Origin of the sequence: Christiangramia portivictoriae DSM 23547 (genome assembly GCF_000423045.1) — a bacterium.
In the GTDB taxonomy this organism is placed as follows: Bacteria; Bacteroidota; Bacteroidia; order Flavobacteriales; family Flavobacteriaceae; genus Christiangramia; species Christiangramia portivictoriae.
Genome location: NZ_AUHF01000008.1, coordinates 19,481 through 37,201 on the forward strand (window position 1 = coordinate 19,481; position 17,721 = coordinate 37,201).

The following is a 17,721-nucleotide window of genomic DNA, read 5'->3' on the forward strand; positions in this document are numbered from 1 at the left end:
TTCAATATGACATTTACCGAATGGTTCATTTTTTTCCTGATCATACAGGTGGTTCATTTTTTAGGAACCTGGAAACTATATCAGCGAGCAGGTAGAAAAGCCTGGGAAGCTGCGATTCCGGTCTATAATGCGATCGTTCTAATGCAGATCATCAACCGGCCAAAATGGTGGGTGATTCTTTTCTTTATTCCCATCGTAAACCTGATCATCATCCCGGTGACCTGGGTAGAAACCATTCGAAGCTTTGGCAGAAATTCTACAACCGAAACCTTTGCGGTCATTCTAACTTTAGGTTTCTACATCTATTACATAAATTACGCTACCAATGATCCTTATATCGTTGATAGAGACCTGAAACCACGAACCGAAGTTGGTGAATGGATAAGTTCCATTCTTTTTGCTGTTATCGCTGCGACGATCGTGCACACGTACTTCATGCAGCCATTCACCATTCCTACCTCTTCCCTGGAAAAGACCCTGCTCGTAGGCGATTTTCTACTGGTAAGCAAATTTCATTATGGTGCAAGAATTCCTAAAACCGCCGTGGCATTTCCAATGGTGCACGATACCATCCCGGTTGTAAACAAAAAGTCATACTTAAACGATCCTCAGATCCCATATCTTAGGTTTCCCGGTTTTGAAGATATTGAACGTAATGATATTGTTGTATTTAACTGGCCCGTAGATACCGTAAATGCTTTTCAGCAATATGGAGATGGAAAGTATTACGAAAAACCTATCGATAAAAAATCTAATTATGTAAAACGTGCGGTGGGAGTTCCCGGAGATTCGCTTTCGGTACAGAATGGATTGGTTTATATCAACGGTGAAAGACTACAACTCCCTGATAGAGCAAAGCCGCAATTTACTTATACGGGTGTGACCAAAGGCCAGCCATTCAATCCTCAAACCCTGTACAAAGTTTATGACATTACAGATGGTTTTGGATATAATCCGGCGACAAATGAATTTACTTTTGTGGCTATTACTGAAGAGACTTTTGAAAGACTGAAGAATCATCCCAATGTGGCCAGCATCCAGAGAGCAGCAGATACGCTGTCTAAAAGCAGCAGGCTCTTCCCTAGTGACCGCGCACGCTGGAACAACGATAATTTTGGACCCATTTATATTCCGAAGAAAGGTGTGACTGTAGACATCACTCCTGAAAGTATGCCATTTTACAGGGAGATCATCGAAACTTATGAAGGTTCTGAATATGGCTTGAATAATAAACTGAGTCTTAATGGGACTGAAGTATTGTTAAATGGAAACCCGATCTCTGAATATACTTTTCACCAGAATTATTACTGGATGATGGGTGATAACAGAAATAATTCTGAAGATAGCAGAACCTGGGGTTACGTCCCAGAAAATCATGTGGTAGGAAAGCCTGTTTTTATCTGGTTAAGTTGGGATTCCAATGCCAGCGGCTTTGATAAAATACGCTGGGAACGTGTTTTTACAACAGTAAAAGGCGATGGAGACCCAACTTCATTTTTACCATATTTCCTGATCGCACTGGTTGTTTTCTTTGGTTGGAAATTTTTTAAACAACGTAGAGAAGCATAGCCATGGATCCGGTTTTATTACATCCTTCTTATTTTGGACCTGTAAGCCAGTGGGTTGCATTTACCAAAGCCGAAGCAGTCGTATTTGAATCTGAAGACAATTACCAAAAACAAACCTATCGCAATCGTATGTATATCTATGATGCGAATGGAAAACTTACGCTGAATATTCCAATTAAGCATAGCGCTGCTCTGGGTCTTCCTAAAAGCACCAGGCAAAAATACCGGGACATACAGATAGAAAACGCATTTCCCTGGCAGTTACAGCATTGGCGTGCGTTCAAAGCTTCATACCAGACCTCTCCTTTCTTCGAATTTTATGAAGATGAGTTGCAGCCGCTTTACGACAATACCTTCAAATACCTGCTTGATTTTAATTATCGATGTATGGAATTTGTTGCCGATGCTCTACAGGTGGAGTGGTCGTTCGATCAAACTGCTGATTATGTACTGCATCCTGAAGGGATGAGAGATCACAGAGCGCTCGTTAATGCAAAGTCTGATGCCGGATTCATGAGTCATCGTTACCCACAGGTTTTTGAAGACAAGAAGGGTTTTATCAATAATCTTTGTGTTCTCGATCTTATCTTTAATGAAGGACCAGCTTCATTAGCTTACCTGCAGGAACAAAACTTATAATTTGATTGACGTGGAGATCGGGAAATGATCTGAGAAATCAACTTCAAATCTTTCAAATTGAAGTATTTCCATTTGCTTTTCAATCATCAGAAAATCGATACGAAGGGGAAAATAATTAAGTTTAAAACTTTTGCCAAAGCCTGTTCCGGCAGCTAGAAAAGCATCTTTAAAGCGACCGTCCTGACCCACCAGTTCATAGATATACGAGAAGCTGGTGTTATTAAAGTCGCCCATAATCACGGTTTTGTGCGGAGATTTGTCTACTTCTCTCATCATCATTTCTGCCTGTTCCTGTTGCAGAGAGAAACCGTAGCCAATTCTCCCGAGTAGTTTTTTAGAATCTTCGTTCTTCAGGTCATTGATACCCGGCTTGATATTCAGAGACTGAAAATGCACGTTAAATACGCGTAGGGTATCTCCATTCACAAGCACATCTGCATAAATAGCATTGTTGTTCCCATCATGAGGGAAGTCGACAGAATGTTCTTTGACAATGGGAAACCGGGAAAAAATTGCCGATCCAAATTCTGAATTCTTACCCTTCAGTTTTACAAACTTATAAGGATAGAGTTTGGATAATTCAGCAGCTCCCACATAATGCTCCTGTATACTAAGGATGTCAGGTTTCTTTTCCTTTACGAAAGCGGTGATCTTTTCAGGAATATCGGTTCTGTTAGTCCATTTATAAGCATTGAACATGCGAACGTTGTAACTCATCAAACTGAGATCTGCTTCCAGTTCTTCTTCATGCTCATTTCCGAAGTTTACAAAAACAGCGATATAGTTATAACCCAGCAAAAGTACGATTAGAGGAAGCAGTAGCTGTTTTTTAAGCCGGAATAACCAGTATACAAGAAAAAGCGCGTTAAGAATAATTAGTACAGGAACTCCAAGACTAAGCACCGAAAGTAGTGGAAAAGTTTTTGGAGGAACATGTGGCAGCAGATAGGAGAATAATAAGGCTGTGGCGGCAAGCGAATTAAGTACAAAGACCAGCTTGTCAAATAGATTCAGGTGCTTCATCTAGTCTTCTTTACCAGCCTGAAATAAATAATCCTTCTCTGCTTTTGATAAACTTTCGTATCCGCTTTTACTTATTTTATCCAGGATCGCATCAACTTTCTGTTGCTTCTCGTTTTTGGAATTGGAAGCAGACCTTGGTTTTGTTTGCTTTTTCTTTGTGGTTTGGGTCTTATTGCGGTGAACTGTTTTCATCTTAGGCTTGCGTTCGCCTGGCTTAAAAAGCGCTACAAGGCTATCCATCATATCCTCGAACCATTTTCCAATATCGTTTCCCTTTTGCAGTTGTTTCGTATAAATATACCCCAATGCTGCGCCTCCAAGATGTGCAAAATGCCCGCCTGCGTTCCCCATTGGAATCTGAATTACATCTAATGCAACTAAAAAAGCAGCGATATACCAGAATTTCACACTTCCAATCAGCATCAATCTTACCCTCATATTCGGGACATGTGTAGCTATTCCTACGAGTACCGCCATTACCCCTGCAGAAGCTCCTATCAAATATGAGTTGCCGGTCCCCTGAAAAGCCGGGAACAGGTTATAGCTGAGCATATACACCAGAGCACCTATGATGATACCAAGGAAATAATAATTCAGTAATCTTTTAGCTGAAAAATAATTCAGAAAATACATTCCGGAGAAATACAGGATAAGCATATTGGACGCGATATGCCAGATGCCACTGTGCAAAAAACCGTAGGTGATGATAGACCATGGTTTCATTATATATTCCAGCGGTTCCTTCGGAAATACCAACCATTCGAGTAGAAAATCTGAAGGAATATTAAATAAATAGGCTATGGTTCTAAATAGATAGAAAACAAGGAAAGCCAGTACATTTACTGCAATGAGTTTCTCCACCACCGTAGCGGTTTGCATCTTAAACCTTATTTTATCTGCTGCACTCATTAATACCAGCGATTGTCGTTAAACTGATTCTTTTTCCAGTAATACATCATCAGGAAGCCAAATAGTGCTCCACCCACATGAGCAAAATGTGCGATCGAACCACCAAATAACGAGTAGCCAGTCACTCCCGAGAACAGGTCCAGTAAGATGATAGCAGGTATAAAATATTTCGCTTTGATGGGTACAGGCACGAATAACAGGAATAATTCCACATTAGGAAACATCATTCCAAACGCTACAAGAATACCATATATTGCACCAGAAGCTCCTACAGCAGGTGTTGTAAAGGCTTCATAAGCACTCTGCAAGGTATCCATGGGTACCGTTTCCAGAATTGCCTTTGGATACTCACCGGTAAGGAAGAAGTTGTCCACCTGGGTCATGTTCATCCCGGCATCCAGCAAATCCTGAACTCCAGACTGGTAGCCGTAAAAATTTACCAGAGTATGCAGCAGGGCTGCTCCTATCCCTGCCGTGAAGTAAAAGAATAAAAATCGTTTCTGCCCCAGCATTTGTTCAATGGGACCACCAAAAGCCCACAATGCGTACATATTAAAAAGAATATGGGTAAAGCCACCATGCATGAACATATGCGTGATCACCTGCCAAACCTGGAAGTTCGGGTTCTTGACGAACCAAAGTGCGAAATAATCGTAGGCTACGTCACCTAATAATTGGCTCCCAATGAAAAATATGACGTTGATGATCAATAAAACCTTTACCGTTTCTGTAATTCTTCCCATCAGGCAAATTTTTTGTCCAGTTCCTCTATAGACAATGTAGTGAAAATGGTTCTGTTTGAAGGACTTAGTGCCGGTTCCTTACAGGCAAAAAGTCGGTTGACTATATGTTGTTGCTCCGCTGTATTCAGCATGGTTCCAGATCTAACCGCCATGGAATTCGCCAGAGATTTGGATAAAAGATCTGTTTGAGAAAATCCATTATCGGGGACATCTTTTTCAAAATCGGCAATTAGCTGTTCCAGTAAAATCTCTACCTCACTTTCAGATATCATGGTTGGAATACCAGAAATCTCTACTTCATCTTTGCTGAAGGAAGAAAAAATAAACCCTGTCTGTTCCAAAGATTCCCTGATCTCCTGAAGCATTTCCATTTCATGGTGATTGAACTGAAGTTTCAAAGGAAATAATAATTGCTGACTAACAGCTGCAGAAACGGTAATATTCTTTAGTAATTCCTCGTAAAGGATGCGAGTATGCGCACGATGCTGATCGATTACCAGAATACCGCTTTTTAGCGTGGAAATAATATATTTTTTATGCAGCTGAAAAGTAGATTTTTCTATTTCATCTTCTTTCCCGGCAAAAAGGTTGCCCGTTACTTCCTCACTCTCAAATTCTATTTGACGAACATCTACTTCCGTAGAAGGTTCAGCATCCAGTCCGGTATAAAGACTATCCCATTCTGCAGGTTTTTCTTTTCTATACCCAGTATTTTGTGGATTATAAGACCTGGCAGCGTTTTCAGACTGAAACGGGTTAAAATTTCTATCTACTTCAATTTGAGGCGCACTAGCCTGTTTGGACTGGTAATTATAAGGCGTATCCAATTCGGCATCCCGGTCAAAGTCTAAAATAGGCGCTACATTGAACTGTCCCAGTGCATGTTTGATCGCACTTTTCAGAATAGCATATAAAGCATGTTCATCATCAAACTTTATCTCTGTTTTAGTAGGATGAATGTTAATATCAATAGTTTTAGGATCAACATCGAGGTAAAGGAAATAGCTGGGATAGCTTTTCTCTTTCAAAAGCCCTTCAAAAGAGGCAACCACCGCGTGGTTTAGATAGGGACTCTTTATAAAACGATTGTTTACAAAGAAGAACTGTTCTCCCCTGCTTTTCTTGGCAAATTCCGGCTTTCCTACAAATCCCGAAATCCTGACGATTCCCGTATCTTCTTCAACAGGAACTAATTTCTCATTAGTTTTCCCTCCTAGAATATTCGTAATTCGCTGGCGGTAATTTGCGGCAGGTAATTGAAAGAGTTCATTCCCGTTATGCATAAGCGAAAAACCTATATCCGGGTGAGCCAGGGCCACACGTTGAAATTCGTCAATGATATGCCGGGTTTCGACATTATCAGACTTTAGAAAGTTTCTTCTAGCAGGAATGTTATAGAAAAGATTTTTAACGCTTATACAGGTTCCTTTGGGAGTCACACAAGCTTCCTGAGAGGAAATCTTACTTCCTTCTATCTTGATACAGGTGCCAATCTCTTCGTTTTCTGTCCTGGTTTTTAATTCTACATGCGCGATTGCAGCAATGGACGCAAGAGCTTCACCGCGAAAACCTTTGGTTCTCAAGGCAAAAAGATCATCGGCAATTTTAATTTTGGAGGTTGCATGACGTTCAAAACTCATACGTGCATCGGTAATACTCATTCCCGCACCGTCATCAATGACCTGGATCAAAGTTTTACCAGCATCTTTGATGACCACCTGGATTCGAGCTGCATAAGCATCTATACTGTTTTCGAGAAGTTCCTTGATTACTGAAGCCGGTCGTTGAACCACCTCACCTGCAGCGATCTGGTTTGCGACATGATCGGGCAAGAGTTGAATAATATTATTCATTTATCGTGGATTCGAGAAAATGGACAAATCAAAATCTAAAATCCACAGACAGATAAAGACCAGTATAAGAATAATATAGACCACACGACGATTAATACTCCTGTTGCCTCGCGTACGACTTGCCTGACGAGCCTCAGCCCAGTGTGAGCCAAAATCTATCGCATTGGTAGCCTCCCTGTATTTATTGAATTTGGAGTCAAAATCATAAATGTTACCGGTATCCTTCCCCTTATAGTAACGCGGGGTGTAGTTATACCTCGTATTTTTCCTGATCTTGCCTAAATTGATTTTCAAAACTGTAGATTGTTTGCTGTTCCAAATTTACTCAAAATGCTTCAGAATTCCGAAGCCTTCATCTATTAATAAGAATACAAAGACAATGCCGTTTTAAAAATCCCTGCTTATCCCTTATAGAATTTAGCATCCTTTCTAAGCTGAGCCATCTTTATAGCAGCAATGGCGGCTTCTGTTCCTTTGTTCCCATGTTCCCCACCACTTCTGGCGCGGGACTGCTCAATATTATTATCGGTAAGAACACAGAATATAACCGGAATATCGGTCTGTACATTCAGATCCTTGATGCCCTGGGTTACTCCTTCGCAGACAAAGTCAAAGTGCTTGGTTTCTCCCTGGATCACATTTCCAACGGCGACGATCGCGTCCAGCATTTCGAAACTTTCCTGCATCTTTTTGCAGCCGTAAATAAGTTCAAAGCTTCCTGGAACATTCCACCTAACGATATTCTCCTTCTGCACCCCATTCTCTATCCATGCGTCAAACGCACCCTGAAACAGGCCTTCTGTTATCTCCTCATTCCATTCAGAAACAACGATCCCAAACCGAAAGTCTTTCGCGTTTGGGATCGTATCTTTATCGTACTCTGAAAGGTTATTACCTTTTGTAGCCATATATTATTTTTTCATAGCGCGGGCCTGCCCAAGATAGACGGCCACTTTATCTGCTTCAGGAGAATCTGCATATTCCTCCTCGATCTTCATTAAATGTTCTTCCGCAGCATCTGCATCTCCGGTATTGATTGCTGTGATCGCAGCTTTCAAAAGAAATCTAGGGGTTGTAAATGAATTAGTACGCATTTCCGCAGCTTTTTCATAATAACCCAATGCTTCTTCCGGTTGATCAAGCTGAAGAAAAGCATCACCGATCCCGCCAGTTGCAAGTGCAGAGAAAATCTCATCATCACTGCTAAAACCTTCCAGCTGCTCGATCGCTTCCTGGTACTTTCCAATTCTTAAGTATGCAAAACCGGCATTATACTGCGCAAGGTTGGCAGCATCTGTACCTCCGTAATTTTCTATAATATCAAGAAATCCATATTTCCCTTCACCACCATTAAGTGCCAGATTATAAAGCGAATCGCTTTGAGCTCCATTCGCTCTTAGTGCGGAAGCCATATAATTTTGTGCCATTGCCATCTCATTGGCTGCCTCGTTTTGTTTTGGTTCATGGATAAAACGGTTATAACCAAGGTATCCCAGTACCGCAACGATAGCAACTCCTACTATAATGTAGATATACTTTTGATTATCGGCGACCCAGGTTTCGGTTCTACTTGCCCCTTCATCCAAACTGTTAAAAACTTCAGCAGTTGTAGATTCCTGTTCTTCGATTTGTTCCTTCTCAGTTTTCCCGGAAGGCTTGTATCCTCTTTTCTTATAAGATGCCATAAAAAATTTTTAATGCGTGGCAAAAATATAATATTTTGTGAAAATTAAAAGAGAAAATATTTGTATTTTTTCCATAATTTGAAGTCCTTTTGCAGCCTTAAAAACACCTCTTCATTTATCATATTTCTTGCTGAAAAACAGCCTTTTATGCACCTAAAAAATCTTAGCCTTCTCAATTATAAGAATCTTAAGACGGCTGAATTTGCTTTTGATCAGAAAATCAATTGCCTGGTTGGCAATAATGGCGTTGGAAAAACTAACGTTCTGGATAGTATTTACCATCTCTCCTTCGGAAAGAGCTACTTTAACCCTATCACTTCTCAAAATATCAATCATGAAGCTGAATTCTTTGTAGTGGATGGGGAATTCGAGAAGAACGAGAAAATTGAAAAGATCCTGGTAAGTGCAAAAAAGGGGCAGAAAAAGGTGATTAAACGCAATAACAAGACCTATGATAAAGTGAGCGATCATATTGGTTTTATTCCTACCGTGATCATATCTCCTGCAGACAGGGATCTTATTATTGAAGGTTCAGAAACAAGAAGAAAATTCATGGATGGAGTCATATCACAAAGTGATCAATCCTACCTTCAATCGTTACTGAATTATACCAAGCAGATCTCCCAGCGAAATTCCCTTTTGAAGTATTTTGCTGCCAATTCAACCTTTGATCGCGATACACTCGAGGTATACAATGCACAAATTAGCCATCTGGGACAGGAGTTGTTTGAAAAGCGAAAAAGCTTTTTAAAAGAATTCATTCCCATTTTCAATAAACGCTACGCCGATATCACGAATAATAAGGAGATGGTTGATATTAATTATAAGAGTCGGCTTTCTGAAAAATCACTATCAAGCCTGCTCGAAGAAAACCTGCAGAAGGATATGGCTTTGCAGTACACTTCAGTAGGAACCCATAAAGACGATCTAAGTTTCGAGATCGAGGGACATCCTATTAAAAAGTTTGGCTCCCAGGGACAGCAAAAAAGCTTTCTGATTGCTCTAAAGCTGGCGCAATTCGATTTTATAAAAAAAATTAGCCAGGTGAACCCAATTCTCCTGCTGGACGATATCTTTGACAAACTTGATGAGAACAGGGTTGCTCATATTGTAGCATTAGTGGCCACGAATGAACTGGGACAGATCTTTCTTAGTGACACGCATGCAGACAGAACCGAGAAAGTGGTAAAAGGCAGTAATCAATCCTATAAAATTTTTAAACTTTGAAAAAAGCATTATACTTAGTCATAGCGATCATGCTATTTTCCTGCTCGAAGAATGACCCCAATGAGCAATTAAAGAACCTCAACGGGTACTGGACGATCGAGAAAGTAGAAGTTGAAAATGATTCGGTCATAGAATATAGTTTGAGTCAGTACATTGATTATATTGAGATTGGGGATAGCGTAGGTTTTCGAAAGAAACTTCAGCCTAAGATCGATGGTGGTTATATAGAAGCTTCTAATGATTCAGAAAAAATTATGGCGAAGATCGAAGATGAAATTTTGACCCTTCATTATAAGACAGCCTTCGATGAATGGAAGGAGACAGTTCTGAAAGCCACGAAAGACGAACTGGTGATCGAAAACAGCGACGACAAAAAATATTATTATAAACGATATGAACCTTTAATGAGCACTAATGAAGAAGCGACGAAAGAATGAGGAAATGGTCCTTGGTGATCTGCTCAAGAGTTTTGTGGACGAGAACAAACTTGACACCAAAGGTCTCAACCAGGTACAGATAAGGGAAGTCTGGAACAACCAGATGGGACCGGCCATTGCTAAATACACGACCGGCCTTAAACTAAAGCATGACACACTGTTTGTGCAATTGAGTTCTTCGGTTCTTAGAGAGGAGTTGAGTTACGGAAAAGAAAAGATCATTCGAAACCTCAATGAGGAAATGAACCAGGACCTGGTGAAAAAACTGGTATTACGTTAATATGAAATTATGAACAAAAGACTGAAGTATTTTATGGCCTTTTTACTGGTTTTTACCGGGCTTATGTTCGTCTTCAATGAAATTCTGAGGTATTTCTTTCATCTGGATGGGCTGCCGAACACTCTAATTACAGTGCTACTTACCATTAGTATTTCTCCACGGCTGCACCCCGCCAAGGAAGGTGATGGCTATATTTTTAAATGGTCATGGTTTACAAAACCAATTGAGATTTAGCAACTTGATAAAATAAAAAACCCGGAACTTACATTCCGGGTTTTTTTATGTTTTGAGCAGTTCGTCTTAGAACATCTCTCTACCTGCGAAATGAAAAGCACCTTCAATTTGTGCATTCTCGTCGCTATCACTTCCGTGTACAGCGTTCTCACCAATACTGGTAGCATATTTTTTTCTAATAGTTCCTTCAGCAGCATCTTCTGGATTCGTAGCACCAATCAATGTTCTGAAATCTTCCACAGCATTGTCTTTCTCAAGGATCGCAGCAACAATAGGTCCGCGAGTCATGAATTCAACCAATTCGCCAAAGAACGGACGCTCATTATGCACAGCATAAAAAGTTTCAGCATCTCTTTTGGTCATTTGAGTAAGTTTCATCGCTACGATTCTGAATCCTGAAGCGGTGATTTGATCTAATATTCCACCAATATGCCCGTTTTCAACTGCATCTGGCTTAATCATGGTGAATGTTCTATTATCTGCCATTATCTGGTTTTTAAATTTGGTGCAAAAATAAATTATTTATGTGCATAAACAAGTGCTTTCTTATAATATGTTGACTTACTGGAATTCAACCACATAATCCTGCTGTTTACGGTTATTGAGTCCGCGCATTTCCATGCTTACCTTTCCTGTTTCAAAATCAAATTTCAGCAAGCCAAAGCTTTTTTTGGACACTACCTCTCCCACCCTGTGCACGTTCGGCTCACCGTCAAAAGCTTCGTAAGTATGGGTGAGTCCGCTACTGGTGAAGTCAACCAAAGGATAGCTAAGCCCGTTAATTCTTTCTTCGGAAAATTCAGAAATATGACGGTCTCCGCTTAACAGGATAACATTTTTTGCTTCCGAAGTGACAATTAGATCTTTTAATTTTTGCGCTTCCGAAGGAAAATTTCCCCAGGTTTCAAATCCATGCTCATCTGAAAGTATCTGGATACTGGAAAGAATGATATTGAAGTTTGCGCTACTGCTTTCAAGTTCCTTCTGAAGCCATTTCCATTGCTGTTCGCCCAGAATGGTACCGCTGGAAGGTTCATAACGCCGTCCAGGCTCGCTGGTCCTGAGCAGATCATCTCTAAAATAACGGGTATCCAGCATGATTACCTTAATAGAACCTTTGGGAGTCTGTAAAACTTCAGAATGATAGATCCCTTTGCGGTCCCGCCTTGGATCATCTTGGGCAACCCCCATAAAATCAAGAAATTGCTGCTGACTCTCCTCTTTGATCAAGTAGTCCTTCCCTCCATCATTTTGTCCATAATCATGATCATCCCAAACTCCATAAACTGGTACGCTGTTGACTAATTTTTGATAACCTTCATTACTTTTCTGGACGGCATAAGCCTCTTCTAAAACTTCAGGAACATCTGTATCTGCATACACATTATCGCCTCCCCACAGGAAAACATCAGGCTTATTTTTAAGAATTTCATCCCATAATGGCTGGGGTGCGTCTTCTCGGTTACAGCTTCCAAAAGCAATGACATAATCTGCCTTTTTTTCTGTTGCGATCTCTTCGAAAGACCCGCAGGACAAAAGGCTGCAAATGAACAGAAGGATCAAAATTCTATATTTCATCTCGTTAATTTTCGAACCCAAATTTAAGGCTTCCTCTATTTCTATAGTGTTATTATATTGTATATTTAACCTCGATTATGATAGACACAAGAATACTTGAGATCACGGCAGAGCTGGCAAAAGCAGAGAATATCGTGATCGTTCCACACAAAGGACCCGATGGTGATGCGATAGGCTCTACGCTTGGGTTAATGCATTTTTTGAGAGACAAGGGCCATACGGCCAATGTCATTGCTCCAAACGATTATCCACATTTTTTAAAGTGGCTTCCAGGTAGTGATGAAGTTTATATTTATGAGCAACAGAAAGAAGTTGCAGATCAATTGATTGCTGAAGCGCAGATCGTCTTTACCCTGGACTTCAATGATCTCTCCAGATGTGGAGACATGGAAGAATCGCTTCGAGCTTCTGATGCTGTTTTTGTCATGATAGACCATCACCAGGAACCTTCAGATTATGCTCATTACACCTACAGTGATTCCACGATGAGCTCTACCTGTGAAATGGTACACAAATTCATAGAAAAATTGCGTGCCGGCAAGAACATCACTCCAGAAATCGCCACCTGTTTATATACCGGGATCATGACAGATACCGGAAGTTTTAGATTTAGCTCTACTTCCAGCGATACGCATCGTGTGATAGCCGACCTAATGGACAAGGGAGCTAAAAATTCACAGATCCATAATAACATCTACGATACTAATTCTGGCAACAAACTACAATTGCTTGGTACCGCACTACAGAATTTGAAAGTACTGACTGAATTTAATACCGCCTATATAAGCCTGACCCAGGAAGAACTTGACCGTCACAATTTTAAGAAAGGTGATACTGAAGGTTTTGTAAATTATGGTTTAAGCCTGGATGGAATAAGATTTGCAGTCATTTTTATTGAAAATGAAAGTGAAAAAATTATCAAGATAAGTTTCAGGTCCAAAGGTATTTTCGACGTAAATAAGTTTGCCCGCAAACATTTTGAAGGTGGAGGACATATTAATGCGGCGGGAGGAAAAAGCGATCTTTCCATGAACGATACCATCGTAAAATTCAATAAGATCCTGCCTGAATATGAGCAAGAATTAACACAATGAGAAAGTTTTTATTCCTAATAACCATGGCGATCGCCATAGTTTCCTGTAAATCTCCTGAAGCTCGCTATCCCGTTTCCCAGAACAGTGGTTCGTATATCGATCAATCTGTTGAAAAGAACCGGGAAATGATCGCCCAGGAAGAGGATTATATCAAGCAGGTAATGGGCGAAAATACCAGTACAGAATATCTGACATCTGCAGATGGTTTCTGGTACTACTATAATAACCGTTCCATGGATAGTCTTAATACAGAGACTCCTGAATTTGGAGATATTGTAACATTCGATTACAGCATCTCTACCATTGAAGGGGACGCTATTTACGCTGAAGGTGACAAACCTACCCGTGAATATGCCATAGACAGAGAAAAACTATTTACCGGTCTTCGCCAGGGTCTTAAATTGATGAAAGAAGGTGAAACTGTGACGTTCCTATTCCCTTCGCACAAAGCATTTGGATATTACGGAGATCAGGAACGTATTGGCAGCAACAAACCCATTAGCGCAAAAGTGACCTTACACTCTATTAAGGAAGAAGAACTATCAAACACAGAAACCAAAGAACAATAATGAGGACAAAAAGTTTATTTGTGCTTTTCGCAGTGGCGATTAGCTTATTTTCATGTAAAGAAGAATACCCTGAACTTGAAGACGGGATGTATGTTGAGTTCAATACCTCCATGGGACCCATCATTGCAGAATTATATCACGAAGAGACTCCAATGACCGTTGCTAATTTCGTATCGCTTTCTGAAGGAAGCAGCACAATGGTAGACAGCACCTTTAAAGGCAAAAAATATTATGACGGGATCGTATTTCACCGTGTGATCGATGGATTCATGATCCAGGGTGGTGATCCAATGGGAACCGGAAGTGGTGGTCCAGGTTACAAATTCCCAGATGAATTTAAAGATTCATTAAGTCATGATCAAAAAGGAATTTTGTCTATGGCCAATGCTGGTCCAGGAACCAATGGGAGTCAGTTTTTTATCACGCTGGAACCAGTAATGCAGCTTGATGGCAGGCATACGGTCTTCGGAAAAGTGGTAAAGGGTATGGATGTCGTGGAAGCGATCGGAAAGACTGAAACCGGTCCTCGAGACCGTCCTGTAAAGGATGTGGTTATGAATGAAGTAAATATCATTCGAAAAGGAAAAGCTGCCAAGAATTTTGAAGCTCCGAAAGTTTTTGAACAGGAACTGGCAGATCTTGAAGCTGAAAATGAAGCTAAAGAAAAAGAGTTACAGGAAGTAAGGGCAAAAAGAGTTGAAGAATTCGCAGCTTTGGAATCAAAAGCCGATTCCCTGGAAAGCGGACTCAAATTACATTTTGTTACCGAAGGAGATGGAACTCAGCCTAAACAGGGACAAACGGTAAAAGTAAATTATGAAGGTTACTTCGCAGATGGAAAGATCTTTGACACTAATAAAAAAGAGCTTGCCGAGGAATTTGGTATCTACGATCATCGAAGAGACCAGGCTATGGGTTACCAGCCAATGAACGTTGTATACGGTCCTGATGCGCCAATGATCCCAGGTTTCAAGGAAGCGATCCAGCAGATGCAGGTAGGTGATGAAGTAGTTGCGTTTATTCCCAGCCACTTAGGCTACGGGGAAAGAGGCTATGGAAGAGCGATCCCACCAAACTCAGATCTTGTATTTAAGATTTCTGTAGTTGGAATTGCCGGAGAAGAGCAGTAATAAAATAGATATATCCAAGTAAAAAAAGCCCCGTGCATCTGCATGGGGCTTTTAAATTCAGGATATAGGTTTATTTCTTAGGAATGTTCTGTAAAACCTCTAATAAAAATTTCCAGTATTTCTGAGCTGAGCTAATGCTCGCACGCTCATCTGGCGAGTGCGCTCCGCGAATGGTAGGCCCAAAAGAGATCATATCCATTTGAGGATAATGGCTTCCAATGATTCCACATTCCAGACCGGCATGACAGGCCGCAATATTGGCCCTTTCGCCGTTCATTCTTTCATAGATATTATCCAGTACTTTCAGGATTTTTGAATCGCTGTTTGGTGCCCATCCAGGATATTCCCCAGATAATTTCACCTCAAAACCTGCAAGTTTGAAAACAGATTTCAGTGAATCTGCCAGGTCATCACGACTGGACTCAACAGAGCTTCTAGTTAAGCACTTGATCTCAATATTTCCATTTTCAACGCTAACTTTCGCGACGTTATTGGATGCTTCCACCAAATCTTCAATCTCGGGACTCATTCTGTAAACTCCATTATGCGCCGCGGCAAGAGCCAGCAACAGCTGTTTCTGAGATTGCATGTCCATCACTTCTACTTCAGAAGCAACTTTCTGAATTTCGATCTGCATATTTGGTTCGAGCGAAGCGAATTCTGCTTTGATAAGATCGATCCTTTTGTTCAGCTCTTTTTTGAATTTTTCTTCTTCAGTTTCAGGCAAGGCAATGATCGCTTCACTTTCTCTTGGAATCGCATTTCTCAATCCACCGCCATTAATCGATGAAAGCCTGAGATTATATTCTTCCGAAGTATTCAGCAACAGTCGATTCATTAATTTATTGGCGTTCGCCAGGCCTTTAACGATATCCATCCCGGAATGTCCACCCATAAGTCCTTTTACTTTGATCGCAAAAACGCGATAACTGTCGGGAGTGCTTTCCACATCATAAGCTCTGCTTGCAGTGATATCCACACCACCGGCACAACCAATACCAATTTCGTCATCCTCTTCTGTATCAAGGTTCAGTAGAATTTCGCCTTCCAGAAGATCAGGGCTTAGACCTTTCGCTCCGGTCATTCCGGTTTCTTCATCTATCGTGAATAAAGCTTCGATCGCGGGATGCTCGATGGAATCGCTTTCCAGTATCGCCATCATCGTGGCTACACCCAAACCATTATCAGCTCCCAGCGTGGTCCCTTTCGCCTTCACCCAGTCACCGTCCACGTACATCTCGATTCCCTGTGTGTCAAAATCGAAGTTGGTATCGTTGTTCTTTTGATGTACCATATCCAGGTGCGCCTGCAGAACGATCTTTTTCCTGTCCTCCAGTCCTGTTGTCGCAGGTTTATAGATCACAACATTTCCTACGGAATCCACTTCGGTCCTTAGATCAAGGTCGTTTCCAAATTTCCTGATGAATTCAATAACCCTTTCCTCTTTTTTGGAAGGTCTTGGCACCGCATTGAGGTCGGCAAACTTATTCCATAAAATCCTGGGCTCTAATGCTCTTATTTCTTCGTTCATATCTGTAATTCTTCAATTGTTTTCAAAGATACCTTTTAAGCTGCTGAAACAAAAATTGAGATTTCTTCAGAATAATTTAACGGGTTTCTCCAAGGTAAAATTAGGCCAGATATGAATTATTAGTACTTTTAAAAAGTGAACAAGAAAACGACCCTGATCCTTGCGATCCTGTTACCAGTCCAGATCATTCTGTTGAGCATGATCGAAAAAGGATCGCTCTTCATCGAAACTTACTATTCCAACGGGCTATACCCGGTAATCTCCAGTATTCTAAGATACAGCATAGGGCTTTTACCATTTTCGCTGGGGGATCTCCTGTACGCTTTACTGGTTATCTTATTACTGAAATGGATTTGGAGAAGATTTCGCCTTAAATTTAAAAATCCGAAGCTATGGATTCCCGATGCTCTGGCGGCTTTGTCTATCATCTACTTTTGCTTTCATCTTTTCTGGGGTTTTAATTATTACCGGCAGCCACTTCACAAAACCCTTGAAATCGATAATGAGTATACCACTGAAGAGTTGGTAAGACTTTCAGAAATTCTGATAAGCAGGTCCAATGAGCTGCATGCAGATTTAGCTGAAAATGATTCCGCTTCCGTCAAGTTTGAAATTTCAAAGAATGAGCTCTTCCGAAGAACCATAGAAGGTTATGATCATCTTGCTCTGAATTATCCGGAATTAAGCTACAAAGGCAATTCTCTGAAGCGATCGATCTATAGTATTCCTTTAAGCTATATGGGTTTTAACGGTTATCTGAATCCATTAACCAATGAAGCCCAGGTGAACAGCATTATAGTTCCATATAAAATACCCACAACCGCCAGTCATGAGATTGGACATCAGCTGGGATTTGCCAAGGAAAATGAAGCGAATTTTATCGCCTGCCTGGTTACCATGAACCATCCAGATCCTTATTTTCGATATTCCGGTTACACTTTCGCGCTAAGTTACTGCCTGAGTGAGATCTTCCGCAGAGATAAAGAGGAAGCAGATCGCCTGTTGGAAAGCATGAACCCGGGAATTGTGGAAAATTACCGGGAGGTCCAGCGGTTCTGGCTGGAACATGAAAATCCCCTGGAACCCCTGTTTGCGGCCACATACAATCGCTACCTAATCGCCAATAACCAGGCTGGAGGTATGAAAAGTTATAGCTATGTAGTCGCATTGCTGGTTAATTACTACAAAGATTCGAGAAACGACTTATAAGAAGATTAACAG

At 40.8% G+C, this 17,721-nt stretch carries 20 protein-coding genes; 10 read left to right on the forward strand and 10 right to left on the reverse strand.

All coding sequences use genetic code 11. The annotated features are described in order from the left end of the window. Positions 1–6 precede the first annotated feature (6 nt). A complete protein-coding gene (lepB, locus tag G529_RS0106765) occupies positions 7–1,569 on the forward strand; it encodes a signal peptidase I (RefSeq protein ID WP_026914820.1) in 1,563 nt (520 codons plus the stop codon). Positions 1,570–1,571: 2 nt separating this feature from the next. Beyond that, positions 1,572–2,207, forward strand: a complete 636-nt coding sequence (locus G529_RS0106770) for a WbqC family protein (protein WP_026914821.1) — start codon at positions 1,572–1,574, stop codon at positions 2,205–2,207. On the opposite strand, the gene G529_RS0106775 is transcribed toward G529_RS0106770, so the two are convergent. The 7 genes from G529_RS0106775 to G529_RS0106805 all read right to left on the reverse strand — a co-directional run bounded on the left by G529_RS0106775 (position 2,202) and on the right by G529_RS0106805 (position 8,420). Continuing rightward, on the reverse strand, positions 2,202–3,230 hold the full coding sequence (locus G529_RS0106775; RefSeq protein WP_026914822.1) for an endonuclease/exonuclease/phosphatase family protein: 1,029 nt from the start codon (positions 3,228–3,230) through the stop codon (positions 2,202–2,204). The genes G529_RS0106770 and G529_RS0106775 overlap by 6 nt on opposite strands. Then, entirely contained in the window at positions 3,231–4,139 is a 909-nt protein-coding gene (locus tag G529_RS0106780; RefSeq protein WP_026914823.1) for a rhomboid family intramembrane serine protease, read from the reverse strand. After that, positions 4,139–4,882: a rhomboid family intramembrane serine protease gene (locus G529_RS0106785; protein ID WP_026914824.1), complete on the reverse strand. Its 744-nt coding sequence runs from the start codon at positions 4,880–4,882 to the stop codon at positions 4,139–4,141. The genes G529_RS0106780 and G529_RS0106785 overlap by 1 nt, the downstream gene beginning before the upstream one ends. Further along, positions 4,882–6,735 carry a DNA mismatch repair endonuclease MutL gene (gene mutL / locus G529_RS0106790; protein ID WP_026914825.1) on the reverse strand — a complete coding sequence of 618 codons (1,854 nt, stop codon included), beginning with the start codon at positions 6,733–6,735 and terminating at the stop codon, positions 4,882–4,884. The genes G529_RS0106785 and mutL overlap by 1 nt, the downstream gene beginning before the upstream one ends. After that, positions 6,736–7,029 (reverse strand): hypothetical protein, encoded by a 294-nt coding sequence (locus tag G529_RS0106795; protein ID WP_026914826.1) that lies wholly within the window; start codon positions 7,027–7,029, stop codon positions 6,736–6,738. A 107-nt stretch (positions 7,030–7,136) separates the two neighbouring features. Further along, positions 7,137–7,643 carry a 6,7-dimethyl-8-ribityllumazine synthase gene (gene ribH / locus G529_RS0106800; protein ID WP_026914827.1) on the reverse strand — a complete coding sequence of 169 codons (507 nt, stop codon included), beginning with the start codon at positions 7,641–7,643 and terminating at the stop codon, positions 7,137–7,139. 3 nt (positions 7,644–7,646) lie between these two features. Beyond that, positions 7,647–8,420, reverse strand: a complete 774-nt coding sequence (locus G529_RS0106805) for a tetratricopeptide repeat protein (RefSeq protein ID WP_026914828.1) — start codon at positions 8,418–8,420, stop codon at positions 7,647–7,649. Between the two features lie 147 nt (positions 8,421–8,567). Here G529_RS0106805 and recF point away from each other — a divergent pair, with 147 nt between their 5' ends. From recF to G529_RS0106825, 4 genes are read left to right on the forward strand one after another with little or no spacing between them, the layout of a single operon-like run. Next, positions 8,568–9,647: a DNA replication/repair protein RecF gene (recF, locus tag G529_RS0106810; protein WP_026914829.1), complete on the forward strand. Its 1,080-nt coding sequence runs from the start codon at positions 8,568–8,570 to the stop codon at positions 9,645–9,647. Continuing rightward, positions 9,644–10,084: a lipocalin family protein gene (locus tag G529_RS0106815; protein ID WP_026914830.1), complete on the forward strand. Its 441-nt coding sequence runs from the start codon at positions 9,644–9,646 to the stop codon at positions 10,082–10,084. Before recF ends, G529_RS0106815 begins: the two co-directional genes overlap by 4 nt. Further along, positions 10,062–10,364 carry a DciA family protein gene (locus G529_RS0106820; protein WP_026914831.1) on the forward strand — a complete coding sequence of 101 codons (303 nt, stop codon included), beginning with the start codon at positions 10,062–10,064 and terminating at the stop codon, positions 10,362–10,364. Before G529_RS0106815 ends, G529_RS0106820 begins: the two co-directional genes overlap by 23 nt. Before the next feature lie 9 nt (positions 10,365–10,373). Then, a complete protein-coding gene (locus tag G529_RS0106825) occupies positions 10,374–10,598 on the forward strand; it encodes a hypothetical protein (RefSeq protein WP_026914832.1) in 225 nt (74 codons plus the stop codon). 66 nt (positions 10,599–10,664) lie between these two features. On the opposite strand, the gene G529_RS0106830 is transcribed toward G529_RS0106825, so the two are convergent. Next, positions 10,665–11,084 carry a nucleoside-diphosphate kinase gene (locus G529_RS0106830; RefSeq protein ID WP_026914833.1) on the reverse strand — a complete coding sequence of 140 codons (420 nt, stop codon included), beginning with the start codon at positions 11,082–11,084 and terminating at the stop codon, positions 10,665–10,667. 75 nt (positions 11,085–11,159) lie between these two features. Beyond that, the gene (locus G529_RS0106835) at positions 11,160–12,176 is read right to left on the reverse strand and encodes an alkaline phosphatase D family protein (RefSeq protein WP_026914834.1); all 1,017 of its coding nucleotides are present in this window, start codon (positions 12,174–12,176) and stop codon (positions 11,160–11,162) included. Between the two features lie 77 nt (positions 12,177–12,253). Between G529_RS0106835 and G529_RS0106840 the strand changes: the two genes are divergently transcribed. Genes G529_RS0106840 through G529_RS0106850 form a run of 3 tightly spaced genes read left to right on the forward strand, consistent with a single transcriptional unit; the run spans position 12,254 to position 14,969 of the window. Then, positions 12,254–13,270, forward strand: a complete 1,017-nt coding sequence (locus G529_RS0106840) for a DHH family phosphoesterase (RefSeq protein ID WP_026914835.1) — start codon at positions 12,254–12,256, stop codon at positions 13,268–13,270. Next, the gene (gene gldI / locus G529_RS0106845; protein WP_026914836.1) at positions 13,267–13,839 is read left to right on the forward strand and encodes a gliding motility-associated peptidyl-prolyl isomerase GldI; all 573 of its coding nucleotides are present in this window, start codon (positions 13,267–13,269) and stop codon (positions 13,837–13,839) included. Before G529_RS0106840 ends, gldI begins: the two co-directional genes overlap by 4 nt. Beyond that, positions 13,839–14,969: a peptidylprolyl isomerase gene (locus G529_RS0106850; protein ID WP_026914837.1), complete on the forward strand. Its 1,131-nt coding sequence runs from the start codon at positions 13,839–13,841 to the stop codon at positions 14,967–14,969. The genes gldI and G529_RS0106850 overlap by 1 nt, the downstream gene beginning before the upstream one ends. A 70-nt stretch (positions 14,970–15,039) precedes the next feature. On the opposite strand, the gene G529_RS0106855 is transcribed toward G529_RS0106850, so the two are convergent. Continuing rightward, entirely contained in the window at positions 15,040–16,500 is a 1,461-nt protein-coding gene (locus G529_RS0106855) for an aminoacyl-histidine dipeptidase (RefSeq protein WP_026914838.1), read from the reverse strand. Positions 16,501–16,635: 135 nt separating this feature from the next. Between G529_RS0106855 and G529_RS0106860 the strand changes: the two genes are divergently transcribed. Then, positions 16,636–17,709 carry a DUF3810 domain-containing protein gene (locus G529_RS0106860; RefSeq protein WP_026914839.1) on the forward strand — a complete coding sequence of 358 codons (1,074 nt, stop codon included), beginning with the start codon at positions 16,636–16,638 and terminating at the stop codon, positions 17,707–17,709. Positions 17,710–17,721: the final 12 nt, after the last annotated feature.